This window comes from Sporomusa sp. KB1 (assembly GCF_007830295.1).
Taxonomy (GTDB): domain Bacteria; phylum Bacillota; class Negativicutes; order Sporomusales; family Sporomusaceae; genus Sporomusa.
In genome coordinates this window covers 889,343-915,371 of the sequence record NZ_VLKC01000002.1, presented here as the reverse complement: position 1 = coordinate 915,371, position 26,029 = coordinate 889,343, and the positions used below count along the sequence as shown (strand labels likewise).

The 26,029-nt window shown below is 43.0% G+C and carries 26 protein-coding genes, 1 pseudogene and 1 other annotated feature; of the genes and pseudogenes, 19 read left to right on the top strand and 8 right to left on the bottom strand.

Annotated features, from left to right (window positions below):
* The first annotated feature begins 44 nt into the window (after positions 1-44).
* Complete coding sequence (locus tag SALPA_RS30205) at positions 45-257, top strand: hypothetical protein (RefSeq protein ID WP_222427908.1); 213 nt, start codon at positions 45-47, stop codon at positions 255-257.
* Between the two features lie 421 nt (positions 258-678).
* Here SALPA_RS30205 and SALPA_RS08025 read toward each other — a convergent pair whose 3' ends face one another.
* The 5 genes from SALPA_RS08025 to SALPA_RS08005 form a co-directional block, all read right to left on the bottom strand.
* Complete coding sequence (locus SALPA_RS08025) at positions 679-1,905, bottom strand: IS256 family transposase (protein ID WP_145090181.1); 1,227 nt, start codon at positions 1,903-1,905, stop codon at positions 679-681.
* Between the two features lie 233 nt (positions 1,906-2,138).
* The gene (locus tag SALPA_RS08020) at positions 2,139-3,374 is read right to left on the bottom strand and encodes a hypothetical protein (RefSeq protein ID WP_145092070.1); all 1,236 of its coding nucleotides are present in this window, start codon (positions 3,372-3,374) and stop codon (positions 2,139-2,141) included.
* Positions 3,375-3,669: 295 nt separating this feature from the next.
* Positions 3,670-4,779: a uroporphyrinogen decarboxylase family protein gene (locus tag SALPA_RS08015; protein ID WP_255451000.1), complete on the bottom strand. Its 1,110-nt coding sequence runs from the start codon at positions 4,777-4,779 to the stop codon at positions 3,670-3,672.
* A gap of 29 nt (positions 4,780-4,808) precedes the next feature.
* Positions 4,809-5,990, bottom strand: a complete 1,182-nt coding sequence (locus SALPA_RS08010; protein ID WP_186450969.1) for an MFS transporter — start codon at positions 5,988-5,990, stop codon at positions 4,809-4,811.
* 347 nt (positions 5,991-6,337) lie between these two features.
* Positions 6,338-7,531 (bottom strand): IS256 family transposase, encoded by a 1,194-nt coding sequence (locus SALPA_RS08005; protein ID WP_145088854.1) that lies wholly within the window; start codon positions 7,529-7,531, stop codon positions 6,338-6,340.
* 127 nt (positions 7,532-7,658) lie between these two features.
* Between SALPA_RS08005 and SALPA_RS33185 the strand changes: the two are divergent.
* Positions 7,659-7,820: pseudogene (locus SALPA_RS33185) on the top strand (hypothetical protein); the annotation flags it as partial.
* 130 nt (positions 7,821-7,950) lie between these two features.
* Positions 7,951-8,844, top strand: coding sequence for a LysR family transcriptional regulator (locus tag SALPA_RS08000; protein WP_145092064.1), 894 nt, complete (start codon positions 7,951-7,953; stop codon positions 8,842-8,844).
* 133 nt (positions 8,845-8,977) lie between these two features.
* Here SALPA_RS08000 and SALPA_RS31410 read toward each other — a convergent pair whose 3' ends face one another.
* Positions 8,978-9,100: a hypothetical protein gene (locus SALPA_RS31410; RefSeq protein WP_255450999.1), complete on the bottom strand. Its 123-nt coding sequence runs from the start codon at positions 9,098-9,100 to the stop codon at positions 8,978-8,980.
* A gap of 110 nt (positions 9,101-9,210) precedes the next feature.
* On the opposite strand from SALPA_RS31410, the gene SALPA_RS30200 reads away from it, so the two are divergent.
* From SALPA_RS30200 to SALPA_RS07965, 8 genes are all read left to right on the top strand, one after another.
* Positions 9,211-9,438: a hypothetical protein gene (locus SALPA_RS30200; protein WP_222427907.1), complete on the top strand. Its 228-nt coding sequence runs from the start codon at positions 9,211-9,213 to the stop codon at positions 9,436-9,438.
* Positions 9,439-9,738: 300 nt separating this feature from the next.
* Positions 9,739-11,133, top strand: coding sequence for an ATP-binding protein (locus SALPA_RS07995; protein ID WP_145092061.1), 1,395 nt, complete (start codon positions 9,739-9,741; stop codon positions 11,131-11,133).
* Positions 11,134-11,252: 119 nt separating this feature from the next.
* On the top strand, positions 11,253-12,023 hold the full coding sequence (locus tag SALPA_RS07990) for a creatininase family protein (RefSeq protein WP_145092058.1): 771 nt from the start codon (positions 11,253-11,255) through the stop codon (positions 12,021-12,023).
* A 31-nt stretch (positions 12,024-12,054) separates the two neighbouring features.
* Positions 12,055-13,212, top strand: a complete 1,158-nt coding sequence (locus tag SALPA_RS07985) for an ABC transporter substrate-binding protein (RefSeq protein WP_145092055.1) — start codon at positions 12,055-12,057, stop codon at positions 13,210-13,212.
* Positions 13,213-13,260: 48 nt separating this feature from the next.
* The gene (locus tag SALPA_RS07980; protein WP_145092052.1) at positions 13,261-14,130 is read left to right on the top strand and encodes a branched-chain amino acid ABC transporter permease; all 870 of its coding nucleotides are present in this window, start codon (positions 13,261-13,263) and stop codon (positions 14,128-14,130) included.
* Positions 14,131-14,145: 15 nt separating this feature from the next.
* A complete protein-coding gene (locus tag SALPA_RS07975) occupies positions 14,146-15,126 on the top strand; it encodes a branched-chain amino acid ABC transporter permease (protein ID WP_145092047.1) in 981 nt (326 codons plus the stop codon).
* 9 nt (positions 15,127-15,135) lie between these two features.
* The gene (locus tag SALPA_RS07970) at positions 15,136-15,909 is read left to right on the top strand and encodes an ABC transporter ATP-binding protein (RefSeq protein ID WP_145092044.1); all 774 of its coding nucleotides are present in this window, start codon (positions 15,136-15,138) and stop codon (positions 15,907-15,909) included.
* Positions 15,910-16,614: an ABC transporter ATP-binding protein gene (locus SALPA_RS07965; protein ID WP_145092041.1), complete on the top strand. Its 705-nt coding sequence runs from the start codon at positions 15,910-15,912 to the stop codon at positions 16,612-16,614.
* A 92-nt stretch (positions 16,615-16,706) separates the two neighbouring features.
* Here the strand turns inward: SALPA_RS07965 and SALPA_RS07960 are convergent, their stop codons facing one another.
* A complete protein-coding gene (locus tag SALPA_RS07960) occupies positions 16,707-18,107 on the bottom strand; it encodes a sodium:solute symporter family protein (RefSeq protein WP_145092037.1) in 1,401 nt (466 codons plus the stop codon).
* 143 nt (positions 18,108-18,250) lie between these two features.
* Positions 18,251-18,457 (bottom strand) — a binding site (T-box leader).
* Positions 18,458-18,612: 155 nt separating this feature from the next.
* On the opposite strand from SALPA_RS07960, the gene SALPA_RS07955 reads away from it, so the two are divergent.
* The 6 genes from SALPA_RS07955 (at position 18,613) to SALPA_RS07930 (ending at position 22,543) form a co-directional block, all read left to right on the top strand.
* Positions 18,613-18,798: a hypothetical protein gene (locus SALPA_RS07955; RefSeq protein ID WP_145092034.1), complete on the top strand. Its 186-nt coding sequence runs from the start codon at positions 18,613-18,615 to the stop codon at positions 18,796-18,798.
* 183 nt (positions 18,799-18,981) lie between these two features.
* Positions 18,982-19,176 (top strand): sulfur carrier protein ThiS, encoded by a 195-nt coding sequence (thiS, locus tag SALPA_RS07950; RefSeq protein ID WP_145092031.1) that lies wholly within the window; start codon positions 18,982-18,984, stop codon positions 19,174-19,176.
* 2 nt (positions 19,177-19,178) lie between these two features.
* On the top strand, positions 19,179-19,982 hold the full coding sequence (thiF, locus tag SALPA_RS07945) for a sulfur carrier protein ThiS adenylyltransferase ThiF (protein ID WP_145092027.1): 804 nt from the start codon (positions 19,179-19,181) through the stop codon (positions 19,980-19,982).
* Positions 19,983-19,996: 14 nt separating this feature from the next.
* Positions 19,997-20,764 carry a thiazole synthase gene (locus SALPA_RS07940; protein ID WP_145092024.1) on the top strand — a complete coding sequence of 256 codons (768 nt, stop codon included), beginning with the start codon at positions 19,997-19,999 and terminating at the stop codon, positions 20,762-20,764.
* Positions 20,765-20,769: 5 nt separating this feature from the next.
* Positions 20,770-21,921 (top strand): 2-iminoacetate synthase ThiH, encoded by a 1,152-nt coding sequence (gene thiH / locus SALPA_RS07935; RefSeq protein ID WP_255450992.1) that lies wholly within the window; start codon positions 20,770-20,772, stop codon positions 21,919-21,921.
* 7 nt (positions 21,922-21,928) lie between these two features.
* On the top strand, positions 21,929-22,543 hold the full coding sequence (locus SALPA_RS07930; protein ID WP_145092018.1) for a thiamine phosphate synthase: 615 nt from the start codon (positions 21,929-21,931) through the stop codon (positions 22,541-22,543).
* Between the two features lie 166 nt (positions 22,544-22,709).
* On the opposite strand, the gene SALPA_RS07925 is transcribed toward SALPA_RS07930, so the two are convergent.
* A complete protein-coding gene (locus SALPA_RS07925; RefSeq protein WP_145092015.1) occupies positions 22,710-23,057 on the bottom strand; it encodes an ASCH domain-containing protein in 348 nt (115 codons plus the stop codon).
* Between the two features lie 552 nt (positions 23,058-23,609).
* Between SALPA_RS07925 and nspC the strand changes: the two genes are divergently transcribed.
* Positions 23,610-24,713, top strand: a complete 1,104-nt coding sequence (nspC, locus tag SALPA_RS07920) for a carboxynorspermidine decarboxylase (protein WP_145092012.1) — start codon at positions 23,610-23,612, stop codon at positions 24,711-24,713.
* A 28-nt stretch (positions 24,714-24,741) separates the two neighbouring features.
* Positions 24,742-25,992, top strand: a complete 1,251-nt coding sequence (locus tag SALPA_RS07915; RefSeq protein WP_145092009.1) for a saccharopine dehydrogenase family protein — start codon at positions 24,742-24,744, stop codon at positions 25,990-25,992.
* Positions 25,993-26,029 lie beyond the last annotated feature (37 nt).

The following is a 26,029-nucleotide window of genomic DNA, read 5'->3' as shown; positions in this document are numbered from 1 at the left end:
AAGAACGTCCCGTTGCTTCCTCCTATATTGTCATCGGCAAAAATATGAGGGTTTTGATTGGCGAGACTACGGATAAAAAAAAACGGCGAGCGACAAAAAGTCTGGTGGCCCGGATCAGACAAATGGGACTGACAAAAACGCCGCTTCAGACAGTTCGAGTTCGGATAAGCTGGCTGCGGCGGACAAAACGGCGACGGCAAAAAGGAAGAGACCGTCAAAGCCGACTTTCTCATAGACACCAGTTATGCTTGGCCTGACAAGCTATTACCCGAAAAAACGTGGGAAATGCTAAAAACAATGGAAGAAAGTATCGACAACAGCGAAGTTGCTGCTGTTGAAGGAGGTACGAATACTCAGAAAAAACTCAAATGAATCCTACGAAAAAAGCTACTAATTGTTCCAAATACTGATCTAGTTACATAACACAGCAAGCCTGCTATTTGGCAGACTTGCTGTGCTTCTAAAAATTTGTGCTTTAACACTTTAATACTCTTCCAATTCGGGTCTGCGGATAATTTTGTGTAATTTGAAATTCCTCATGGCAAGAAATAGTGGCTTTGTAAAAACATATTTGTTCATTGTCCCTTGATAAATCAGTTCCCTGGGCGAGACGGAAGTATGCACGCGTTAGCGTGAATGCTTCTGTCTCGGCTGGGGAATCGTACTTTAAAGGGGCAATTATCCTACGTATCGATCCTCAAAAAGTAAGGCCAAATGGTTCAAAACCATATCCCAATCCCGGTAACGCTGAGTCCATTTTTTTACAATATTATTCGATGCTAAGTATAACATTTTGCGTAAAGCATCATCATTAGGAAATACGGCTTTGGTCTTGGTTACTTTCCGAAATTGCCGATGCAATCCTTCTATAATATTTGTTGTATATATTATTTTCCTAATACTGGGGGGATATGCATAAAAGGTAGATAAAATATCCCAGTTGTCTTCCCAGCTTTTTATGGTAGCCGGATATTTTTGTCCCCACTTTTCTTTAAAGATCATTAGCTTTTCCAGTGCTGCTTCTTCTGTCACGGATGTGTAGACTTCTTTTAAATCAGCCGTAAAGGCTTTTGCATGTTTGTAGTTTACATACCGCATACTCGCACGAATTTGGTGAATAATACAGCGCTGTATCCCGGCTTTAGGATAGGCGGCACCAATGGCTTCCCTAAAGCCACTTAGCCCATCAACACAGAATAGATAAACATCTTGTATGCCGCGGCTTTTCAGCTCATTTAAGACACTAAGCCAGAATTTGCTGCTTTCGTTTTCACCAATCCATATACCTAAAATTTCTTTATAACCGTCCAGGTTTACGCCCAATACAACATAAGCTGCCTTAGTAATGATCTGATGGTTTTCGCGAATTTTGTAGTGTATCGCATCCAAGAATATGAAAGGATATACTGCTTCCAAGGGCCGGTTTTGCCATTCAGTAAGTTGAGGCATGATTTTTTCACTGATTTTACTTACCAGCTCTGGCGAAATTTCTACATCGTACAGGCTTTTTATTTGGTCTGATACATCTCGAATGCTAAGTCCTGCAGCATAGAGCGATAATATTTTTTCTTCCATGCCATCAGCATTGCGGCTGTATTTGCCGATAATTTGAGGTTCATACCCACCGTTTCGATCACGGGGAATTGCAATCTCTACTTCACCAAGTTGCGTTTTTACTTTCTTTTTTGAGTAGCCGTTTCGATAATTTTTCGACACAGCTGGATTGACATTTTCCGACCGTCGTTCCTGTTTTTCGTAGCCTAATTCTGTTTCTAATTCTGCTTCCATTATTTCTTGGAGCACGTCTCGGAACATCTCTTTAATTGCATTCATAACTTCCGTGGTATTGTTGAACTTTTCATCTTTGATCAAATCTCTAATGACTTCCTTGGGTATTGTTTTCATAAAAACATCTTCCTTTCCGACTCAAATAGGTTTATTCCTATTCTTGCCAGTAAGGAAGATGTTTCAAACTTATTTACACAAAATTTTCTGTGCCCTCTCCAATTCGGTTACTGCTTTAACAACATCAATTGGACTCACACTATCTCCTTTTATTTTTGCTTGGTTGGGGGGCGAGTCCTCCACCGCCTCAATCTCGATATTCAGATTTAGTTGGAGGAGTTCACTCGTCTTGCTTAGAAGTAAATGCTAAATTGGGCTTTAACAGTATTTACTCTTCCTGTGTGAATACCGTCAGTCGCCCGGAGAGCGGAAGCCCAAAAATTCATACCCAAATTTTTGTCAAACATAACCGCGGCGCTTAGTTCAGGACCTTCCAGACCCCAATCGTATTTAGAAACCCAGTAATTAGAAGCGGGAGGCATTATCGATGATTTTGCTTCTGATTTGAGATAACTCGCCGTAATGCTATAGGAGCCAGGTTTTTTGATATCAAGTTGCTTGTAGGTCAGCCCGGCTGCATAGGTTTTGTTTTGGGTGGATGCATTCGATTGGCCGTAGGTAGCAAATAGCTGCAAATCTTTGGCAATCATCTTATCTGCGCCAAATTCCCATAAATTAATGTTATCAGATATAAGAGTTGGATCTGAACCATTGTTTTTTATGTTATGAAAAGCAGCTTTAAAATTGGAATCTTGGGAAAGTGGTGTATCAAATTCAAGAGCAACATAGCGGTTATCTGTCGTAGACGAAATAATGTTGGGATTAATAGCGATACCAGACCAACTTTGCCCATAATAGCCGTAAGTAAAAATCGTTTTTTGTTTGTCGCCAACGGCAAACTGAACACCGTTTATTCCTTTACTGCGCCCTTGCGCTACCATCAGGCCATAAGCAGCTCCGTAATCAAATCTACCAGCCTTAATAGCAGTAGCACCGACAACACCTTCTGCATACAGTTGATCATCGTGCTGTGATGCAGCTACTGAGCCATCTGCCCCATTAGACCAGTAACCACCGTTTCTCAAATCTCTAACAACTTCGTCTTCCACTTTTATTGCCCATTTATCATTGACTTTGTAATTAATATACAGGTCGATACCCACTGCCGGATAATGACCATCGTTAGTGTGCGGGGTTTCGCCCGTCTTAGCAGTAATATTTTTGAAGTCACCACTATTATTCCAAACTTGTTCTGATAAATGAAGAAATCCGGAAACAGTTAACTTATCACTTTTCTTTTCCAAAGTATTTACGCGAACATTTAAATTAGTAAGCTCATTCTCACTCTTATTTTTTTTATCCAGTTCATCTTTTTGCGCTGCAAGTTCGTCTTCAAGCGCTTTGATGCGCAACTGAATATTCTTCAATTCGGCAGCAGCATTGTTGGAGGAACTGTCTGCAGCTAATGCCGTTCCTGTAATACAGAATAAGAATACACCAATTAAGGTTACAACCAGCCTTTTTTTCATCTTTTTCCCACCTTTTACCTGCTTTTAACTCATTTTACTTTTTCGTTTTTACTAAGCATCAATAATGGTTGCCCTTTTGAGTATAAAGAAGCGGCAAAGAAGTCCATTTTGTCGCTTACTGGTACCACGTTCTCAAGAGAAGAATAGGGGTGGGGAAACTAAACGAAACCGCATCCCCACCATGGCTCAACAAAGCTGGCAAGTTCGGAGAACTCTTAGCAGTTGTTGGAGGTGCTACTGGTGAAAATGTACACAGCCTGCTCTGTTTCGTTAAAGCAGGCTGTTTCCTGTTTGCTTACTTGCCGCTAGCGGCAGCAACCATAGCTTTGACATTTTCAAATTTTGCATTTGGCGGTATAGTGCAGCCGGAAGCAAGGATGAAACCTGGTCCCATATCTTTAATCAATTTAGCGCAATAATTATATACTTCATCAGCGGTACCAAGAGCCAGCAAGGCGGCCGGTACATCCCCTTTAATACACATGTGATCACCGAGAACCTCTCGCGATTTATAGATATTGGTAGCGCCGTCTAATTCGAAGATGCACTTCTGTTTAGGTAAGGTTTTAAAATATTCCAGGTCGCGTTCCCAGTTACCGTCAAGGTGCAGGTCTGCAACCGACCCTTCTTCAATGATCATCTCCGCAGTTGCTTTCAGGTATTTCCAGACAAAGCGTTCCCATAGCTTCGGTGAATAGAATTGACTTGCCCCACGGGCTGGTGAAATAAAGGTGACTAAAGGTTTCATAGCACGTATTTGCTGCCGGAAATCCCTCATCGTCTCTTCATGAATGACATCTAAGACTGCCTCTACCTTATCAGGCATCTTGAAAAGGTCCCTCATAAATTTTGGAAATGACCGTCCACCGCCCAGGAATTCATTCACTACGCTTGATGCGATAGGACTATATATCACATAACCGACATCTTCAAAATTTTTCGCAAATTGTGGGACATCAGCCAATTGTGCAAACAACGAATCAACATCAATACCTAACCGGTTCTTCAAATAATCATCACTAAATGCTTTCCAACCTTTATTCAAGATGGTGTCATAGTCTTCCACCGTCATCATTTCCTGTTCGTCAAGCTGCCAAGGAGTATCATCCGGAAGTTCACGCCCAGGTAATTTGATTCTTGTATAAAATATTAAGGGAAACATCGTTGCTGTCGCGAATGTAGCGCCAGTTCCATCAACATCGCCTAAATCTTTAAATCCAGTTAAAATTGTTTCATGGGACACTTTCATACTTGAGCAAAACTCTGACAGCTTCATGCCTATATGCTTAGCGAAGACAGCATCTCCGGTAACCATGACCGGTGCTCGATCCGTTTTCTCAAATATAATAGTTTTTTTCAATCTTTCTGTGCGTTCCTGCAGTAATTCTTGCGCTGTTTTCATCATGAATCCACTCCTCATTTAATTTATGATTTCTAGATCTCTATCTTTAGGTCAGTCGCATTTGGTTGCCGTGTTTTCTGTTGCAGTATAAGTAATACACCGCCAACCACTAGAGCTATCGCGCTAACCAGTATAGGAAATCTTCCAGGACCTTGGGCAAATGGTCCGGAAATTGCGTCAAAAACGAATGGCACTACAAATTGCCCCATACCGTTAAGCACGCATGCTATAGCAATCGTAAACGCAACTCGTGATGGTGGGGAAATAATGGAAAGTTCATTAAAAACTGCCGGGCAAACAATTGTAAAACCAATACCGCCAACAAAACAACCCACTAATATGAGATTAAAGTCATAAACCCCTGAAATAATTGCCATTCCAATGCCGGTTACCACCCATCCCACGGGAATTGTCATTCCTTTCAGTATTCGCGCAATTTTGCCAAATATTAACCCTGTCAAAAGGCCGCCGATGGTATAGACTGTTACCGCAAAACCAGCACTAGCAGCATTTCCCAGGTTTTCACCAACAACCTGGATAGCTATATTGATAAAGAAAGCAAAATACAGAATGCTATAGATAAAATACACGAATTCCACAAAATAAACTTTCCAAGGTATAGGAGCCTTCTCTGCCAAACCGCCCTGCTCTAAAACCTGTATTACCTTCGCAGGCTCAGGAAGATAAGTGTACACAAACAGGAACAGTACTATGCCAACCAAATAGGCCAGAAAGGTGTTTTGCCACCCAGTTGCACATAGCAAGCCGCCCAGCAAGGGAAAAACAATCCCGCCAATATTTATAAAAATACTTTGCAAACCCATGACGGTTCCTCTTTCGCTTCCTTCGAAAAAATCCGTAATAAGGACAGTAGAAAGCGGAAATAGCAAACCTATACCTAATCCCAGTATGGCTCTCATTACCAGAATCATCGTTAAATCATTCATAAAGTAAGGAGTTAAACCGCCAATTAGGAACAGCACTACGCCAAGAGAAAAAAGACCTCGCCTGCTCAAATAGTCGCTCAACTTACTAAATACCAGCGAACCAAACACCAGTGTTATTGACGGCAACGTAACCAGCAGCATAATGGTTTGCGCACTTGCATCCTTAAATACCGTGCTAATATTGGCTAACGCCGGCGAAAGAGCCGTAGCTCCCAAAACAAATATTGAAATAGATAATATCACGACTTTCAGAAGTGTTCTATTCATGGTTTCACCCTTTCTCATTTAATTCATTACCGGCGACCGTTTTTGTAAGCCTGTTCAAATGCTCATTGTACAATTCCATGGTGTTTTCATTTTGAATACCTCCTGTAAATTTTTGTAGCCGCAGTGATTGATGGCCTAGGCGTAATATATTAAATAATCAGCCGCTCTTTCTACCTCCCCCGAATTTTTTAATTTTCATAATAAAGTAATTACAGCTTTGATTATAATTTTCTTAAATCTTAAACGGAAATAATAAAAAATTATTGCACTATTCTAAAAAAGAATACGTATTAAAAGGTAGTGTCAAGAAAGTTTCGCAAAAAGGTTTGCAGTCCTAGGTAGTAAAATCAGTCATCACTAAAATCCGACTCAGGGTCGGTATTTTCTAGATGTTTCATATTCATATACTTTTTACTGCCCCACTGGGTTCCAGCAACGTGGCGAAGGCGGGCGCAGACCAGCATCAGAGCGGACTGCCCATCCGGGAAAGCACCCACGACCCTGGTTCGCCGCCTGATCTCCCGGTTGAGTCTCTCAATCACATTGTTAGTCCGGATTCTTGTCCAGTGCTCGCCGGGAAAGTCGGCATAAGCAAGCGTTTCCTCGATGCTTTCCTCGATTTTGGCCGCCGCTTCTTTGAGTTTCATGTCGCGCAAGCTTTTTGCTACCTGTGCCGCCTTTTCCCGGGCAGCGGACTTGCTTTCCTGCGCATGAATCGCTTTGAGCATTTTCGCAACCGTTTTGACCTTGGAGCGGGGAACAACTGAAAAGACATTGCGGTAAAAGTGAACAGTGCAGCGCTGGTATTTGGCCTGGGGGAAGACCTCATTTGCCGCTGCCAGCATCCCTTGGCATTTATCACCAATGATCAGTTGGACGCCTGTTAAACCGCGGCTTTTCAGCCATTTGAAGAATTCCAGCCAACTGACTTTGTCTTCTTTCATGCCTTCGGCCGCTCCCAGCACTTCACGGTAGCCGTCTTCGTTGACGGCAATCGCCACCAATACGCTCACATTCTCATATTCACCGCCCCAGTTGCGGCGTAAGTAAATGCCGTCGACGTAAACATAGGGATACTTACCACTTTGCAGCGGCCGACTGCGCCACTCTTCAATGTGGACATAGGCCTTCTTATTCAACTCACTGATGGTGGACGGCGATACCTTGCTGCCCCACAGAGCCTCGGTGATGTCTTCCACTCGCCGGACGGATACGCCAGCTAGATACATTTCGATGAGCGCTTCTTCTACGGAACTTTCCCGCCGGCGATAGCGTTCGATAATGGCGGTTTCAAAAGGAATGCCCTTGAGCTTGGGAACTTTCAGCGTGACATCGCCGGAGGTAGTAGTCAACCGCCTGTCGTAGTGACCGGAGCGGTAACCTTGACGGGTTTCAGTACGCTCATATCGGGCCGCCTGGGTTAGGTCTTTGGCTTCCTGATCCAGCAAGTTATTGAGCGTTTCCTCCACGCTGCTACGCACCAGTTCCTTCAGTTCTACCTTGATGATTTCTTCATTCAACTGTATAATTTCTTTGGACATGTTTGCTCTTCCCCTTTCGGTAAATGGTGTGTGGTGACTTCATTTTACCGGGGAACTGCAAACTTGTCCTCTTTTTTAGCCGTATTTCAATTTGCGAAACTTATTGTACCTTATCTATTAAAATAACTACAGCTATCAATGGCATTTAAAAAAGATGACTCCTGTTCAGTACAGAAATCATCTTCTTATGTTACATAGTCTTTTAAAAAAATTGTCTTTTTGCTTCAAGAATTTGGCGCGAACCATTATCATTCAACCATTAGAATTAACCCGTTTTTTTAAGATATAATCGGCTAATTATTGACATTTTTCCAAGTGCAACCTATAGTGAATATTAGTATACACATATATTCACTATAAACTCACCTGGATGAATCAAAGCAGACGATGAGCATTACCGTAAACGGAGGGCAAATCACATGGAAAATATTCGATTCTTACGTTCCTTCATATTTCTTGCCAAATACTTAAATTTTACCATGGCTGCTGAGCATCTCTACATTAGCCAACCCGCCTTAAGTAAACACATCGCTGAACTTGAGGAGCATTTGGGCGTACAGTTATTTATCCGCAGCCATCATTTCGTACGCTTAACGCCTGCTGGTTTCACCTTATATAAAGAGTCCGTTCCTCTTCTTGATAAAATCAATGAAGTGTTTGAAAAAACACGTAATTCACAGATTGAATGCTGGGGAAAACTAAAAATTGGTTGTGTTGGATTTGAATATTCCTTTTTGCCAAAAATCTCTAAACATTTTATGGCTCTTTTTCCACACATCACTTTGGATATTAGCATACTTCCCATACTAATGATTAATAATCTCCTGGAAAGCCAGGAAATTGACATCGGGTTTCAACCCTTTATGGGCAATGAGTTAAAGTCTAAATTTAAAACACGGCATATACGCAAATCCCGTCTGGTTTTTTTGCTACAGCGCAAGCACCCTTATGCTAACAAATACTCACTTGATCTTGCAGACCTCAAAGATGAGCGTTTTATTATTCAGGCCCAATCTGAGTTCCCACAGGGTTTTGATTGGTTTATTCAGCAATGCAATATGCGAGGATTTACCCCTAATATCGCTATCTGTCCTTCTCATGTAACGACTGTATTTTGGTATGTCGCAGCAGGAGCAGGTATTGCGTACTTTCACTTTGATCCAGTATATTGTCAAATACTGCGTAATGATATTGCTTTCGTGGCAATGAATGGCAACGACTCTTATGGAAATGTTGCAGCCTACTGGAAAAGAGATAATCCTAATCCTGCTATTTCACTGTTTCTAAAAGAATTTGACAGATTTAACTTCTAACACCAACTCGCAAGTGAAAATCAACAGCGATTTTAATCATTGTCTTTTTGGCAAGTGCTTTCTTCGAGCATCTTACAATATTTCGATTTTGAGGTTGTGGCGCTTCGCCAGTTTCATTACGGTATGCTCGCAACTATGACTGGATAGCCGTTCTGCCAATTTGATATTTATTAGCCAGAAGTCGTGTTGAATAACCGCCTTCTGTATGAAGTTGAATAATCTCTTTTCGCTGGTCATTGGTGTACTGTGATCCCATTTTCGAACACTCCCTTAATGGTGATTATAGCCAGATGGCTCTGTTTATAAGCTGAGCATCATTAGCGTTATTCTGCCAACTGGTGAAGTAGAAAGCTAATTACCAATATTATGAATGTGGAACTAACTACTGATGATTTCAAAGTTCTCTATTGTAAACGCTGGGGAATTGAAGTTAAATACAGTCAGCTAAAAAGCAGATATGAGCTTGAAAACTTTTCAGGAGTTGGCGGTAAATCTAAAGAGAATAGCAAGTCTACTTCTCTCTTTATTCATGCAACTTTGTTCGTTTTTATCAAAAGGGTAGATATGAGGTTTCAAGAGAGAGCTACTGCGTAAAAGTAAGGGTTTTTCAGTGGTTTCGAACGTCCCGTTGCTTCCCTTCGCTTGTCAAGTAAAGTGTGTAAGCAAAGTCGAGTAGAAGCGCGCCGCGAGGTGCGCTTCTACTCGACTTTGCTTCTTCTTGAGAGGCTAAAGCCAGGAGAAATGGCGCTGGTTTGGGGAGATAGAGATAAATTATAAAAAAAAGTCATTTTTTGTAATACATTGGGAGGAAATAGATAATATTCCAGGAATATAATTACCATACAGATATTGTATCGATAAAGTCGGGGTAGTGTGTAGGAGGGCGAAAAATGTATGCTTAGCGAGAGCTCGGGGCCAAAGCTTAGCGATATTATTGAAAATATTGGTATACCGATTTATGCATATGACAAGAATTGGAGATTATCCTGCATTAATTCTGCTGCAGAAGTATTATGGGGTTATAGCCGTGAAGAACTCTTAGGTAAGGTAATATGGGACATATTTCCAGAAGCTATTGGGAATAGACTTGATCATGAATATCATAAGGCAATATCGGAACGTAAAGAGGTGTGTTTTGAAACCTTTGCTACTATTCAAAAGAAATGGCTAGAAATCCGAGCGTGTCCAGTAGAAGACGGTTTAATAGTTTATGCTCAAGACATAGATGAAATGAAAAAGGCCCAATCGGAAGTTAAAAGCTGGTCTAGACAACTAAACCAATTGATTGAATTATGCCCTCTTGGCATTTATATATTGGATAAGGAAGGAATTATAGAGACTATTAACTCGGCTTACATTCAAAGATTTCTCCCGGGTTTAAAAAAAGAAGAATGTATCGGTAGATCAGGTAGATATATCTCAGGGTGTTTGGGAGTGGCTTGGGAAAGTACCGCTGTTTATAGTGCTCTCAATGGAAAACAAATATTAAATTGCATTGAAACCGGTCTGGATTGGGTGGTCGTCTCCAATGCCGTTCCTATACTCGATAAAGACGGAAATACTATTGGTGCTATGGGAGTGTTTTACGATATTACGGAATATGAACGCATGAAAGCGGAAATAGCAAAATTAGATAGATTCAATTTGGTAAATGAAATGGCCGCAGGGGTAGCACATGAAGTTAGAAATCCTATGACAGTTATTAAAGGCTACTTGCAATATTTTAGCCGCAAGGTACCGAGTGATATGATAGAACAATTTACTATTGTTTTGAATGAATTGGAGCGAGTCGAGCAGCTTATTACCAATTTTCTTTCCCTCGCTAACAACAAGGCAATAGAGCGAAAATCGCAAAATTTGAATACTATCATAAAGCAAATTACTCCCCTTATATTAAGTGATACAAATAAACGAGATATTGAACTGGCAATAGTGTTAGACAAGGGGTGTCCTGATCTATTACTAGATGACAAAGAAATTAAACAATTGATTTTGAATCTTGTTAGGAATGGTCTGGAAGCTATGAGCGGGCATGGAATCCTTACTATCGAAACGAGTGTCAGGGACGATATGGTGCACTTATTTGTCAAGGATTGTGGCTGTGGCATTGGCAAAGAGTACCTGAATAAAATATTTGACCCTTTCTTTACTACGAAAGCCAACGGTACAGGGTTGGGGCTTTCTGTTTGTGCAGGAATTGTACGGCGGCATGCAGGAACCATTCAAGTACAATCAGAGGACGGTCAGGGAACAAAGTTTATTATTGTTTTTCCAACTAAGACGGGCTAAATGCCTGTCAGGTTGTTTGGTAATCCAGCATTTGGACACTCCGGCCAGATCAGTATTATACCTTATAGGGCTTATTTCAAATTACTTGGAGACAGATGGTGTGAGGAGGATGAATTGTTTTGAGTATTTGGTTACAAGAAAATTCTTGGGAAGAATTAGATGAACTTCGAAAAACCGGAAAAAATGTCATCATTATACCAGTGGGAAGTACGGAACAACATGGCTATCACTTGCCACTAGGGACTGATACTATGGTAGCTATGTCGCTGGCCGAAGATGCTGCACAACAAACAAAAACAGTTGTTGCTCCACCCCTTTGGTTTGGTTGGAGTCCCCACCATATGGCGCTTCCTGGAACGATAACCTTCCGTCCTGAAGTTTTGATTGAGGTTTTATATGATATTATTGATTCGCTGCAGGTTCACGGCTTTCAAAAGTTTGTCATCATTAACGGACATCGTATAGTTAATATTGCCTGGATGCAAGTGGCTGCTGAAAAAGCCCAACGTCAATTAGGAGTAAAAGTGGTGTTATTTGATCCGGCGTTTATGTCCAAAGACATTATGGATGACCTTCAATTTGAATCGGTAGGTCATTCGGACGAAATTGAAACATCTCATATGTTGTACAGGCATCCGAATTTGGTTGATATGAGTAAGGCTGTTGACAATCCGGTGCTTGAAAATTCTCTTTATTCCTGTGATCCGTCTTTCACCGGCGATACTTTGTGTTATGTTCCCAGCACTGTCAAAGACATGAGAAACTCTATTGATGCCGCAGGCGGTACTACAGGCAAACCCAGCAAAGCCTCGGCTGAAAAAGGCGAAAAATATCATAAACATTTGGTAAACCATTTGATTCAGGTGATTATACAGCTTCAGCAAAATTAGTCCAACAAAAAGTAAAGGAGAGAAAAAACGTATGAAAAACAAAAAAATTGTCGGGATGATACTGGTTGTTCTTTTGGTTGTCACCAGTTTAGTAGGTCTAACCGGGTGCAGCAATACAGAATCACAAAAGGTTCTCAAAATCGGCGTTATCGGTCCTGAATCCGGCGGCGCGGCCCAATTAGGTCAGGGACAGCGGAAAGCAATTCAATTGGCGGTGGATGAGATTAATGCTCAAAAGCTGGCCGGTGACTGGAAAGTGGAAGCTTATTTTGAAGATGATGAAGGCAATCCTACCAAATCGGCCAGTGCAACTAACAAGCTGATTCAGCAATCACAAGTAAATGTAATTATCGGAGCTATTCACAGCTCGGCAACCCTGGCAGATATGGTTATTACGCAACGAAGCGGTATTCCCCAGCTTACAGCAGGATCTACAGGAGCTTCGATTACAGAGCAAGGCAATAAGTGGATTTTCCGCACAGCTGTTAATGATGAATTTCAGGCAAATGCACTTCTAAAATATGCTAAGGATGTTACCAAGGTAACGAAAATCGCTACCTTAACTGCAGCTGACGATTACGGACAAAGCGGTGAAAAACTATTGCTTATCGCTGCACAAAAAGAAGGTTTGGAGCTTACTAATAAGTCTACGTATAATAACGGCGACAAGGATTTTAAACCTCAGCTTCTTTCCATTAAAGACAGCGGAGCGCAAGCTATTTTCATGTGGGGATTATATAACGATGCCGCACTGATTGCCAAACAAGCGAAACAGCTCGGACTGAATGTGCAACTGTTCGGTGCTTCCGGAATGGCGGCGCAAAAGTTAATTGAATTGGGCGGCGATGCGGTACAGGGACTGATTCTCACTCAAACATTCTTGCCTGGTTCTCCTGACCCAAAAGTTAGCGAGTTTGTAAATAAGTACAAAAATCAGTATCAGGAAGATCCTATTCCTCATGCTGCTCAAGCGTATGATACAGTGTATATACTTGCAGATGCGGTAAAGAAGGCAAATAGCAACAAACCGGATGCTTTAAGGGATGCTATCGCAAAAACAACAGGGTTGAAACTTGTTACGGGAAATCCCCAGTTTGATGACAAGGGTAACGACATCGGTAAGCATTTGTTAATTACCGCAATTAAAGGCAATATGTATGAACTGATTCAAACCGTTTCAACGAATTAATCAGGTGTTTGGCAGGCTTCATCAAATAAAGTATCAGGAGAAGTGATCATGCAATACATCTTAAATGGATTACCAATTGGAGCGATTTATGCGCTGGTAGCTTTAGGTTTTAGCCTGACATACGCTTCAGCCGGCGTATTGAATTGGGCTCAGGGTGATATTGTAATGCTGGGAGCGTTTCTTGGTTTTACTTTTTTCCAGATTATGAATTTCGGCTTCAGCGTATCCTTATGTATTTCTATGATTACCTTGGCTGTGATAGGAATTATGGTGCAATTCTTCATTCTCCGTCCACTGCAGAAAAGGCAAGCACCGGAAATTAACGTAGTTATCGCCACACTGGGGGTAGCTATTATTATGCGCAATATAGCGCTTGTCATTTGGGGAGCGGATGCACAAATCATTCCATCGCCTGTTAGTAATAACCCAATCCAATTTAGTATGTTAAGTATTACACCACAGGACATTTTGATTATTGCTATTGGAATTCTGCTTATGCTGATTTTGCAGGTTTTTTTAAAATACACAACCGAAGGGCGGGCTTTACGGGCCGTGGCGCAAGACCGTTATGCAGCAATAGTAATGGGCATTGATGCGGAAAGAAGTGATGCAATAGCTTTTGCGGCAAGCTCTGCCTTAGGTGCTGCAGCAGGAATATTAGTTGCTCCTGTATTTTTTATAACATTTAATATGGGTGTGGGAATCGGTCTAAAAGGTTTTGTCGCCGCAGTAATTGGTGGCTTGGGAAGCATTCCCGGAGCTATAGCGGGAGGCTTCTTTCTGGGAGTTATAGAGTCATTAGCTGGTGGTCAAATTAGTTCCGGTTACCGGGATGCAATTACCTTTGCTCTGCTCATTCTTGTACTGTGGCTCAAACCTACCGGTTTATTTTTGCAAAAAACAAGACAAAAAGTTTAACTAGGTGGTGTACTGATGAGTAAAGTACTAAGTAGCGCCAAAGAAATTTTTCTAGTTGTTGTTGTACTGATAGGTCTTGTGCCAATGGTTCTTACTAACAATTACTATTTGCACATTATTAATTTGGCGGGTATTTATACGTTGATAACTCTTGGCTTGAATTTGCTTTTCGGCTATACGGGGCAGGTATCCATGGGGCAAGCAGGGTATTTTGCCATCGGAACTTATGTATCGGCTCTGCTCATGTTTAATCTGCAATTTAGTTTTTGGCTGACATTGCCGTTGGTATTGATTACCTGTGCTGTCGGTGGCGCTGTTATCGGAATTCCGGCCATGAAATTATCAGGCCCTTATTTGGTGTTGGCAACTGTTGGATTCGGTGAGATTATTCGCCTAATATTGTTAAATTGGACGCCAGTAACTAAGGGTGCAGCTGGACTGACCGGAATCCCGCTGCCAGAATTTTTTGGCATACAACTATCTTCCGAACAAGACTTTTATTATTTAATTATGAGTTTCCTGCTTCTGGGGACATATATTGCGTACCGTCTTGCTCAATCAAAAATTGGGCGCACGTTTTCTGCTATTCGTGAAGACGAATTGGCGGCAGAAGCTATGGGTGTACCGGTAAACCGCTATAAAATAGCAGCCTTTATTATCAGTGCGATGTATGCCGGAATTGCCGGTGCGTTATACGGATGTTTTTCAGGTGTTGCCAGTCCGGATAATTTCACTTTTGAGGATTCAGTGGGATTTTTGTGTATGTCGGTCATCGGTGGCAGCTGGTCTATTGCAGGAGCTGTTATCGGGGCATTTATGCTGACAGTTTTATCGGAAGCATTACGCGCTTTTCAGGCTTATCGACTGATCATTTACGGGGTTATTCTGATTTTTACCGTAATTTATATGCCTCAGGGATTGGCGGGACTGATACAAGAAAGGAAAATACGTATTGTTGCACGGCTAAATACCGTCAAGCCGTCAGGACGTCCATAGGAGGAAATTATGAATACATCTCCAATGCTTCACATAAATGATATTTCAAAGTGGTTTGGCGGATTGCAGGCATTGAGCAAGGTATCAATTTCCGTCACTGCAAGTACAGTGCACGGGATTATTGGTCCTAACGGTGCCGGAAAAACAACACTCTTTAATGTTATAACCGGGATGATTAGTCCTGATCAGGGCAGTGTTTTATTGAAAGGAAAGCTTTTGCCCCGCCAAAAACCCCATAAGCTTGTATCAATGGGCATTGCCCGTACCTTTCAAAACACTCGGTTGTTTAAAAATATGACAGTTTTAGAAAATGTTATGATTGGTCAACATGTGCATACTCCTACGCCTGTTTTTTCTATTATCCTAAATACTGAATTTGCTCGTAATTGGGAAAAGAAAACCAGGGAGGAGGCGTTGACAGCACTGGCCTTTGTGGGGTTGGAAGCCAAAGCCGCGGAAATTGTAAAAAATCTTTCCTACGGTCAGCAGCGGCTAATCGAATTTGCCAGAGCCATAGCAGCAAAACCCAAACTGATTTTACTGGATGAACCTGCCGCAGGAATGAACCCCACAGAAAAAGCAAATTTATTACAATTTGTGTCGACTTTGCGTGAGAACGGTTATACGATCATACTTATTGAACATGACATGAAATTAATCATGAATATATGTGATACTATTTCTGTATTGGATCATGGTAAAAAAATCGCGGAAGGTAATCCGGAATATATTCGCATTCACCCCGAAGTAATTCGCGCCTATTTGGGGAAGAGGGAGACATGAATGATTGAATTAAAAGGAATTAAAGCCGGTTATGGAGCTACGGAAGTTCTCCATGATATTACTTTTAGAGCTGAAACTGGAAAGATAACTACCTTGATTGGAGCTAATGGGGCCGGTAAAACAACTACCTTACATTGTATTGCTGGAATATTGAAGCCAACTACCGGGCAAATATTGTGGAATGGAGAAGATATTTCCCAACTTTCTCCAGCGACAATTGTTCGGAGGGGAATTTCGCTTATTCCTGAAGGTCGACATGTATTCCCTGATATGACAACTGCCGAAAATTTGCAATTAGGAGCTTATACACGCAAAGATAAAGCCGGTATTAAACGCGATTATGACTGGGTATTCAGTTTGTTTCCCAAACTGAAAGATCGCCTTGGTCAATTGGCGGGCACTCTTTCCGGCGGTGAACAGCAAATGGTGGTTGTGGGGCGGGCTTTAATGGCTAATCCTGGACTGCTGCTGATGGATGAGCCCTCAATGGGTCTTGCACCCATTATGGTGGAAGAGGTTTTTAAGGTTATTAAAGAAATTATCAACCAAGGAAAAACTATTTTGCTGGTTGAGCAAAATGCCGCCTTAGCTTTGGAAACTGCTTATCATGCTCATGTCATTGAATTGGGACATATTGTTTTATCTGGAACAGGCAAAAATCTTTTAAAAAACCCTGAAGTTGAAAAAGCATATTTAGGTCTATAATCATATGCATTATTTCAGTTTCACAAATTGTCTTTTTAGCAGTTTCACAATGAAACTGTCAGGAAATATGGTTGTAACAGCCTAAAAAACAATCAGCCACATTCGCTGCTGGCTATTGGTGCCCGGTCAAGCAGATAGGTTAAGAAAAAGGTGCTAAGGCAGGCCAGCCACTCAAGATAGATAACATGGGGGAAGATGCGGATGGCTGGGGTGGTTTGCCATAAAATTAATACGGCCACACCGGTCAATATTGTATAAAAGGCGGAATTTTTCCGGCAAAGACGCGGTGCGAAAAGGGTAAACAATACAATAACGCTGAAGGCAGCAGTAAGGCTAAGACCAATCATGAGGGTATTAATAATACCGCTGATGGTCATGGCTAACATCAGGGTAAGTAAGCCGAGGAATACTACAGCCCCTTTGGTGACTCTGAGAAAGTTTTTTTCACTCACGGCAGGGTTAAAGAATTTCTTATAAATATCCTGTGAAAACAAGGTTGCTGAGCTAAGCAGCAGGTTGCAGGCGGTGGATACGTCGGCTGCCCACAGCGCAGCCAGAGTGATACCGGCAAGAACGGGGTCTAAGGACATAATCGTCATCGGGAGTGCCAAGGCCGGAGTGACATCAGGGAACATGGATTTAGCCATGACTCCCATTAAGGCGCTAACGAAGCCGATAGGCAGCATCATCAATCCGCCGATAATAAAGCCGCGCTGTGCTGTCCGTACGTCTTTGGCTCCCAATGATATCTGAATAATGCTTTGGAGTGACAGGTTGACAGTTACTAATACCACAATCCAGGTAATAATGCCGACAAGGCCGACACCGTCAAAAAAATCCATGTAGGGTACATTGGCTGGCAGCTGCGTCTTAATATTTGTCAGACCACCGGCATGGGTTACTCCGACAATTGTGGCGAGGATGATACCGATATACTTTAAGCTAACATTTAAAAGATTGGATAAGCTGGCAGACCACATGCCGCCAAGAGATGTAATCCCAATAAATACAACCGCGCTTGTCAGCATACCTGAGGTTAGGGTGAAAATTTCGGGCATTAGGGCACAAAGGATACTGCCGCCAGCTACGTACTGGAGGGACATTATCACCAGTTGAATGACTATTTGGCAGGCGATTCCGGCGATCATTCCTTTGTTATCATAATAGCGGCCCAGTAATTCGGGGATTGTGGTGATATTTAATTGACGGTATTTTTTGGCCACCAGCATACCCATAGCAATGGCGCCCAGCCCCCAGGCAGTGGTATACCAACCGGCAGAAAGGCCGACCTTATAGGCTTGTTCGGCTACACCGATTGTGGATGCGCCGCCAACGGCAAGCCCCACAATCGATACGGTAATGAGTGGGGTAGTAAGCTGTCTGCCGGCAAGAACATAGTTTGTTGCACTGCCAGCAGAGCGACGTTTAGCATAATAACTTATCAAAAATAATAGGACGATGTACAGGCAAACAATGATGAAAGGAATATGCATAATAACCTCCTGAAATATAGAATTTTCGTGCTTTTTTCTTTTATGCCAGCTATAAAAGAAAAAAATCGCCCCTCTGGCCGAGGGACGATAGTTACCGTGGTACCACCCAATTCGGATCTTAAGCAAATAAAAAAAGGGAGTACCTAAGGGGCGAAAAAGCCGCGGTACCACCCTGTTTTAATCCTAAGATCTACTTTAAGTCTGTAACGTAGACATTACGGCACGGCCTACTATAATTTTCAGCCTGCGGTTCGGGAAGGAACTTCACCCGGTAGTTTCAACTAGTTCGCACCAACCACTAGTTCTCTGAATGAAAGTACTGAATTACTTTTTTCCGTCATCACCGGTAAATTTATTTTATTATCGTTATTATAGTCACCTAATGGATGGTTGTCAATATATTTCCGCACTACTATTTACAAATTCCATGATATGTAAGGCCATTTGCAGGAAAGCTTTAACTTTCGTCGAAGGTTAAGATAAAAATGAAAGAGGGGGTATTTCTATGGCTGGGGCTCCGACTATTTGGGTCAATAGTGATATGAGTGAGCAAATAGCTGATTTCAATGGCGAATATGTCTTGATAACTACGCAGGATATGAAGAAGATAATACTCGGCAAAACAATAGAAGAGGCAAGAGAAAAACTCAAAGAAATTGGCAGATATGATATTGCTGCACAGCTTAGATAAGTGCCGCGCTTGTCATATGAGATACTATAAGTAACTAAAACCGGACACTTGATTTGTAGCAGGGAACGTGTTATTGTTATATTGATTAAAAATTGAAAAAAAACACAAAATGGGGGACACCACCGAAAGGGTGTCAATCTCATTTTGTGTTTTTTTATGTCAGCAAAAAAAGGGGGGGAAGCAATGAAACTAAACGGTAAGGTGGTACTGCTGGAACAAGAGCAAACTTTATTCGAGTTCTTAACGGCAGAGCAGTTTGATTGCAAAAGAATTGCGGTGGAGCGCAACGGGGAGATTGTTCCCAAAGCGGAGTATGAAAACATCTGGCTTTCCAATGAAGATAGGCTGGAAATCGTTCGCTTTGTAGGAGGTGGTTGAAGATGCAGATTGAGGTCAATGGGAAAAAGCAGTGTATCGCTTGTCGTACTGCCTTTGAAGCACGAGCGCAGCTGGGAAATGATACCGACATTGTTATTTTAAATGGCTTTCAGATTGACAGTGACTGTCCTTTGACGGAAGAGGATACCTTGACAATCATCCGTAAAGGCACTATGCCTGCCCAGGACGAACTGGAAAGCATGATGATGGCCCGGCATACTCCAACAGTACATAAAAAGTTGAAACAGGGTCGCGTAGCCATTGCTGGATTAGGAGGGCTGGGTTCCAATATTGCGGTTATGCTGGCGAGAATTGGCGTTGGGCAGTTGCTGTTGGTTGATTTTGATATTGTTGAACCCAGCAATTTGAACCGGCAAAGCTACTACATTCGCCATCTGGGGATGACAAAAACCCTGGCCTTGCAAAGCCAGTTGGCAGAAATTAATCCGTTCATTCAAATCGAAACCCGTACCGTACGGGTAGAAGCAGGCAACGTGACCGAATTGTTCTGCGGCTACGAAATTTTGTGTGAGGCTTTTGATAAGCCAGATGCTAAAGCGATGCTGGTGAATACGGCCTTGGAGAAACTGCCGGATACCAAGATTGTTGCCGCTTCGGGCATGGCCGGGTTTGCGAGTTCCAATTTGATCAAAACAACAAGACCGCTTAAGCGGCTGTATGTGTGTGGGGACCTTGAAAACGGCGCCGGAATCGGCTCAGGATTAATGGCTCCCAGAGTCCAGATTTGTGCTGGACATCAGGCCAATATGATTTTGCGGCTGTTAGTGGGAAGGGAAGAAATATGAGGAAGGTGCTTCGTATGAACGATCAGCTTGTAATTAGAGGACATGAATTTAAGTCCCGGTTGATTCTGGGATCTGGTAAGTTTTCCCTTGAAATGACCCAGGCGGTGATACAACATGGTGAAGTGGAAATGGTGACACTTGCCTTGCGCCGTGCCAATGTCGGGGGCCAGGAGAATATCCTGGAATACATTCCTAAGGAGATTACGCTCTTGCCGAACACTTCCGGTGCCAGAAACGCCGAGGAAGCCGTTCGGATTGCCCGGCTGGCCCGGGAAATAGGCTGCGGGGACTTTATCAAACTGGAAGTCATTCATGATTCTAAATACCTGCTGCCAGATAACTACGAAACAATCAAGGCTACGGAGATTCTGGCCAGAGAAGGATTCATTGTTATGCCTTACATGTATCCGGATCTGAATGCCGCCCGCGCATTGGTTGATGCCGGGGCGGCTTCAGTCATGCCCCTGGGGGCGCCGATCGGCAGCAACAAAGGGCTGTGTACCAAAGATTTCATCCGTATTCTGGTGGAGGAAATCGAGCTGCCAATCATTGTCGATGCGGGAATCGGCCGGCCATCGCAAGCGTGTGAAGCGATGGAAATGGGTGTGGACGCGGTGATGTGTAATACGGCTATTGCTACCTCAGGCAATGTTGCCCAAATGGCAAGCGCTTTCAAACAGGCCATTGAGGCAGGGCGGGCAGCGTATCTAGCCGGTCTGGGGCGTATTTTGACTGGTCAGGCGGAGGCATCTAGCCCGTTGACTGGATTTTTGGAGGAGTGATGATAATGACAGGCCGGGAAAATCATATGGCATATCTGGAAGGGATGGAGGCTATTGACTCAGACTTGATGGAAAAAGTCAGTGCTTTGGTGGAAACGTATGATTATCAGCAGGTTACTGGTGCTGATGTACAGCGAGCACTGCGGCAAGAGCGGCTTTCGATTAAAGATTACGCGGCAATTTTGTCTCCGGCAGCCACGGATTATCTGGAGGAAATGGCTGCGAAAGCCGCTGCGGCGACCCGGAGGCATTTTGGCAACTCGATCCAGATGTTTACACCGCTGTATATTGCCAACTATTGTGAGAATCATTGCGTCTACTGTGGCTTTAACTGCCACAATCGGATCAACAGAGGAAAGCTGACCTTAACGGAAATCGAAGCGGAGCTAAAAGCGATCGCTGCAACAGGATTAAAAGAAATTCTGCTGCTCACCGGCGAATCCCGCCATCAGTCAGGAGTTAACTATATTGGGGAGGCCGTCAAATGTGCGGCCCGCTATTTTTCGACGGTTGGGATTGAGATTTACCCCTTAAACAGCGATGAATATGAGTACTTGCATGCATGCGGGACCGACTTTGTCTGCGTTTATCAGGAGACATACAATACAGACAAATATGAGCAGGTTCATTTGCGTGGACCGAAACGAATTTATCCCTATCGCTTTCATGCCCAGGAGCGGGCTCTGCGGGGAGGAATGCGGGGCGTAGCTTTTGGTGCATTGCTGGGATTGGGTGACTTTCGGAAGGATGCCTTTGCTGTTGGTCTGCACGCCTACTTTCTGCAGCAGAAATATCCCCATGCAGAAATTTCTTTTTCGACTCCCCGCTTGCGGCCTTTTATTAATAATGCTGAGAACAATTCCAATGATGTTCACGAACGGCAACTCTTGCAGGTCATGCTGGCATATCGCCTATTCATGCCTTTTGCGGGAATAACAATTTCCACCCGGGAGCGCGCCGGGTTTCGCGACCATGTCATTGGTATGGCGGCTACCAAAATCTCGGCCGGAGTTAGTGTTGGTGTCGGGGGTCATACTGCAGAAGAAAAAGGCGACGAGCAATTTGAGATTGCCGATCCACGCAGTGTAGTAGAGGTTCATCAGATGATTCTTGGCAGAGGGCTCCAACCGGTTTATACCGACTATGTGAGAGTGTAGAGCGCATATGTTGATTTGTGTGACTCAGCGCAAGCTGTGCCAAGAGAATTTTTTGTACCGCATTCAGCAATTAGCCCAGGCAAAGCCCTATGCGGTACTGCTGCGGGAAAAAGATTTGGATTTACCGTCCTATGAGCGGTTGGCCTGGAAAGTGAAAGAAATATGTGACCGCTATGGAGTGCTCCTGATTCTCCATCAAAACAGCACGGTTGCCGAGAAAATGAAGCTTACCCATTTGCAATTGTCGCTGCCGGCTTTGCGAGCCTATCAGAAGGGAGGGCATTCCTTACTTGTGGGGGCGTCGGTCCACTCGGTTGCAGAAGCTGAGGAAGCACAGGCATTGGGGGCGGCTTACATTGTGGCTGGACATATTTATGCCACAGATTGCAAAAAAGAAATCCCGCCCCGTGGGTTGTCCTTTTTGCGGCAGGTCTGCCAGGCAGTTTCCCTGCCGGTTTTTGCCATTGGCGGGATTGCCAGCAACAACGTGAAGGAGATATTGGAAAGTGGAGCGAAAGGTTGCTGCACCATGTCAGAGGCCATGACCTGCCAGGAGCCGGCGGCGCTGGTACATGAATTTGCGACGGCGTTTCTCCCTGTAGTTTGTAACCATAGTGGGTGATAGTCCCCTTGTGGTGGTCAATAATAAAACCCAGCAAAATGTGCCTTCCTAAGGGAGGTTCATTTTGCTGGGCTTTTATGTCTCTCCAGAGGAAGCTTGGCGCTTGGTTAATCAAAAAGGCTTAGCTCCGGATTGAAGGAGTTAAGCCTTTTTACATTTTGCAGTGTTATTCTATTATTTCTGAAAAATGAATTACGGTAACCACATCGTCAATATGGATTTGTCTTTCGTAGATCTCTTCAAAGATACGAATAAGTTCCTCGGCAGTTTGAATCTCCGGATTTTGATGAGACAATTCACTTGTTGTCAAATCACTGTATTTTTTTGTGAGTACTTTATCAATGATGGCTTTAAACAGTCGCTTTTTCTGGCCATATCTTTTACCAAAAGTAACCCAAACAATTGAATTCTCAGGATAGCTATCTCTGATATCTCCTGGACGAATTGTCGTGCTCTTCTGGCGCGACAGTAATAACTGTTTGTTGTGTTCCGAAATAAAGTTAAGTGCGAACATCGTAATCCCTCCATTATAGGTATTTTATAAAATCGATCATACAGGGCGGTGTTGCGTAAAGACGGGTTTATCTTTTGTATATTGTTTCTGCATGTGTGTATAAAATCCTGCATGCCTTCTTGATTAAACAAATAAATCAGAAGAAGTAGCAGCCTATTGATAAAAATCTAACTCCCCAATAGCAGCCAGGCAGGATGCATGAGCCGCAGCTTCAGTGGCGCTAAGGCTTATGTGCGGTGAGGCATGATGGGATAGCGATAGCTAGAGAGCCTGGAATTTTGCTGTGAAACGAGGTTTATCGCTAAAATCTGGTCATTTTCAAAGAATATTCGACAAATGCATTGTTTTTTGCTATTATTAAAGTCATAGATAAAAGTAGGATGCAGAAATAGTAATCGATGGAAAAAACATGCTTTTTTCTGCTGCTTTGTCCCTAATAATTTGCTGGTCGGATTATTAGGGGCAAGGCGGCTTATTTTCGGTTATTATTATTATTAAGTAGATTAATTATACTAAATTTAGGACATCATTCAGAAGTAGGAGCCTGATGCAATGAAAATTCCCACACCCTATTACCTTATTGATGAGAAAAGGCTGCTGCGCAACCTAAAGATCATTCAGCAGGTGCGTGAGCTTGCGGGAGCTAAGGCGGTACTAGCGCTAAAGTGCTTTTCCACCTGGAGTGTATTTGAGCTGATGAAGCAGTATATGGATGGCACAACTTCAAGCTCGCTGTTTGAAGCACGACTGGGGTTTGAAAAATTCGGCAAGGAAACTCATGCGTATTGTGTGGGCTATTCTCCAGAGGATATCCTGGCTGTCACTAAATTTGCCGACAAAATCATTTTTAATTCGGTTTCCCAGCTAGACAGATATTACGATATCGCCAAGTCAGCTAAACTTGGTTTGCGTGTCAATCCGGGAATCAGTTACTCACATTTTGATCTGGCCGATCCAGCGCGCAAGCATTCGCGGCTGGGCGTAGTGGATAAAGATGAGCTGGCAAAACAAATACATCGCCTTAGTGGTTTTCTATTTCATTATAACTGTGAAAATGATGATGTTGATACCTTTTGTCAGCAACTGGATATAATTGGTGACTGCTATGGGGATATGCTTAAACGACTGCAGTGGGTAAGTCTTGGCGGTGGCTTATATTTCACCAAAGAGGGCTACCCGGTAGAAAAGTTTAGCCAAAGGCTGGCAGAATTTGCGCGCGAGTTCGATGTACAGGTGTATTTAGAACCAGGAGAAAGCGCCATTACCGGCTGTGCAGAACTGGTTACCAGTGTGGTTGATTTGGTGCATAATGATATGGATATTGCTATTGTTGATGCTTCTGTCGAGGGACATATGCTGGACTTATTGATATACCGGTTGTCAGCCAAAATTGATTCAGGCGATGCCGGGAAGCATAAATACATAGTAGCTGGGCGGTCTTGCCTGGCAGGCGATGTTTTTGGCAACTTCCAATTTGAAAATAAGCTGGAAATCGGCAGTGAAATTCGGTTTGCCGATGCAGCTGGTTATACTATGGTAAAGAAGAATTGGTTTAATGGACTACAAATGCCTGCAATTGCTGTGCGCAGGCTGGATGGGTCAATAGAGGTTATTCGCAAATTTAGTTATACAGATTTTACAAATAGTTTGTCCTAATTCAAATTTACGAGTAGAGGAGAAGGAAATGAAAAAAAACGTTTTAATTGTCGGTGCTGGTGGCGTGGGTCATGTAGTTGCCCATAAATGTGCAATGAACAATGATGTATTGGGTGATATCTGCATTGCTTCGCGTACCCAGCAAAAATGTGATGCGATTATTGAAAGTGTATTACGTAAAAATCATCTGAAGGATACAACAAAAAAGCTATACTCACGTTCAGTGGATGCGATGGATATTCCAGCTTTGATTCAGTTAATCAAAGATACTAAATCGGAAATCGTTATTAATGTTGGTCAGGCCTATGTTAACATGACGGTTTTGGAAGCGTGCATTGAAACTGGTGTTGTATATATGGATACTGCTATCCATGAAGATCCGGACAAAGTATGTGAAAATCCGCCCTGGTATGCCAACTACGAGTGGAAACGCAAGGAGCGGTGTGCGGAAAAAGGTGTTACCGCGATTTTAGGGATTGGCTTTGATCCCGGAGTGGTTAATGCCTGGTGTGCGTTGGCCCAAAAGGACTATTTTGATACGATTGATACCATTGATATTTTAGATGTTAATGCCGGCAGCCATGGTAAGTTTTTTGCCACCAACTTTGATCCGGAGATCAACTTCCGGGAATTTAGAAAAGTATGGACCTGGATTGATCGCAAATGGGTGCTGCAAAAAGTACACGCGATAAAAGTGGACTATGATTTTCCGGTTGTAGGCAATTGTCCGGTGTATTTGACAGGCCATGATGAACTGCATTCTCTTTCTAAGAATATTGATGCCAATTCCATTCGTTTTTGGATGGGCTTTGGCGAGCATTATTTGAATGTGTTTTCGGTTTTGACCAACCTTGGCTTGACCTCGGAAAAACCGCTTAAAATAGCTGAAGGTGTGGAGATTGCACCGCTTAAAGTACTAAAAGCGTTGTTGCCGGACCCATCCTCCCTCGCGCCTAACTATGTCGGTAAAACCTGCATTGGCAATTTTATTAAGGGAACCAAAGACAATAAACCACGCGAAATTTTTATCTATAACATTTGCGATCATGCCGAGTGTTACCACGAAGTGGAATCTCAGGCGATCAGCTATACGGCAGGGGTTCCCCCGGTCGCGGCAGCCATCCTGATTGCCCGTGGCGACTGGGACGTAAAACACATGGTAAATGTAGAAGAGCTGGATCCCAGGCCATTTATCGAGTTGTTAGATAACATGGGCTTGCCGACAGAAGTTATTGAAAAGCCTGCAACCTTTATGGCACCAGTTATTGAATCCTTATAGCGGTGTTTGATTATATATGAAAACCTCCTGCGGTTAC

What these genes read in the sequence shown, in the direction of transcription:
- SALPA_RS07985 (WP_145092055.1), top strand. Translation starts at nt 12,055, where the DNA reads ATGAAAAACAAAAAAATTGTCGGGATGATACTGGTTGTTCTTTTGGTT.
- SALPA_RS08025 (WP_145090181.1), bottom strand. Translation starts at nt 1,905, where the DNA reads ATGAAAACAATACCCAAGGAAGTCATTAGAGATTTGATCAAAGATGAA.
- SALPA_RS07965 (WP_145092041.1), top strand. Translation starts at nt 15,910, where the DNA reads ATGATTGAATTAAAAGGAATTAAAGCCGGTTATGGAGCTACGGAAGTT.
- SALPA_RS31410 (WP_255450999.1), bottom strand. Translation starts at nt 9,100, where the DNA reads ATGGGATCACAGTACACCAATGACCAGCGAAAAGAGATTATTCAACTT.
- SALPA_RS07930 (WP_145092018.1), top strand. Translation starts at nt 21,929, where the DNA reads ATGTTGATTTGTGTGACTCAGCGCAAGCTGTGCCAAGAGAATTTTTTG.
- SALPA_RS30205 (WP_222427908.1), top strand. Translation starts at nt 45, where the DNA reads ATGAGGGTTTTGATTGGCGAGACTACGGATAAAAAAAAACGGCGAGCG.
- nspC (WP_145092012.1), top strand. Translation starts at nt 23,610, where the DNA reads ATGAAAATTCCCACACCCTATTACCTTATTGATGAGAAAAGGCTGCTG.
- SALPA_RS08010 (WP_186450969.1), bottom strand. Translation starts at nt 5,990, where the DNA reads ATGAATAGAACACTTCTGAAAGTCGTGATATTATCTATTTCAATATTT.
- thiS (WP_145092031.1), top strand. Translation starts at nt 18,982, where the DNA reads ATGAAACTAAACGGTAAGGTGGTACTGCTGGAACAAGAGCAAACTTTA.
- SALPA_RS07940 (WP_145092024.1), top strand. Translation starts at nt 19,997, where the DNA reads ATGAACGATCAGCTTGTAATTAGAGGACATGAATTTAAGTCCCGGTTG.
- SALPA_RS07970 (WP_145092044.1), top strand. Translation starts at nt 15,136, where the DNA reads ATGAATACATCTCCAATGCTTCACATAAATGATATTTCAAAGTGGTTT.
- SALPA_RS07960 (WP_145092037.1), bottom strand. Translation starts at nt 18,107, where the DNA reads ATGCATATTCCTTTCATCATTGTTTGCCTGTACATCGTCCTATTATTT.
- SALPA_RS08015 (WP_255451000.1), bottom strand. Translation starts at nt 4,779, where the DNA reads ATGATGAAAACAGCGCAAGAATTACTGCAGGAACGCACAGAAAGATTG.
- thiH (WP_255450992.1), top strand. Translation starts at nt 20,770, where the DNA reads ATGACAGGCCGGGAAAATCATATGGCATATCTGGAAGGGATGGAGGCT.
- SALPA_RS07980 (WP_145092052.1), top strand. Translation starts at nt 13,261, where the DNA reads ATGCAATACATCTTAAATGGATTACCAATTGGAGCGATTTATGCGCTG.
- SALPA_RS07915 (WP_145092009.1), top strand. Translation starts at nt 24,742, where the DNA reads ATGAAAAAAAACGTTTTAATTGTCGGTGCTGGTGGCGTGGGTCATGTA.
- SALPA_RS08020 (WP_145092070.1), bottom strand. Translation starts at nt 3,374, where the DNA reads ATGAAAAAAAGGCTGGTTGTAACCTTAATTGGTGTATTCTTATTCTGT.
- SALPA_RS07955 (WP_145092034.1), top strand. Translation starts at nt 18,613, where the DNA reads ATGGCTGGGGCTCCGACTATTTGGGTCAATAGTGATATGAGTGAGCAA.
- SALPA_RS07975 (WP_145092047.1), top strand. Translation starts at nt 14,146, where the DNA reads ATGAGTAAAGTACTAAGTAGCGCCAAAGAAATTTTTCTAGTTGTTGTT.
- SALPA_RS07925 (WP_145092015.1), bottom strand. Translation starts at nt 23,057, where the DNA reads ATGTTCGCACTTAACTTTATTTCGGAACACAACAAACAGTTATTACTG.
- SALPA_RS08005 (WP_145088854.1), bottom strand. Translation starts at nt 7,531, where the DNA reads ATGTCCAAAGAAATTATACAGTTGAATGAAGAAATCATCAAGGTAGAA.
- SALPA_RS30200 (WP_222427907.1), top strand. Translation starts at nt 9,211, where the DNA reads ATGAATGTGGAACTAACTACTGATGATTTCAAAGTTCTCTATTGTAAA.
- SALPA_RS08000 (WP_145092064.1), top strand. Translation starts at nt 7,951, where the DNA reads ATGGAAAATATTCGATTCTTACGTTCCTTCATATTTCTTGCCAAATAC.
- thiF (WP_145092027.1), top strand. Translation starts at nt 19,179, where the DNA reads ATGCAGATTGAGGTCAATGGGAAAAAGCAGTGTATCGCTTGTCGTACT.
- SALPA_RS07995 (WP_145092061.1), top strand. Translation starts at nt 9,739, where the DNA reads ATGCTTAGCGAGAGCTCGGGGCCAAAGCTTAGCGATATTATTGAAAAT.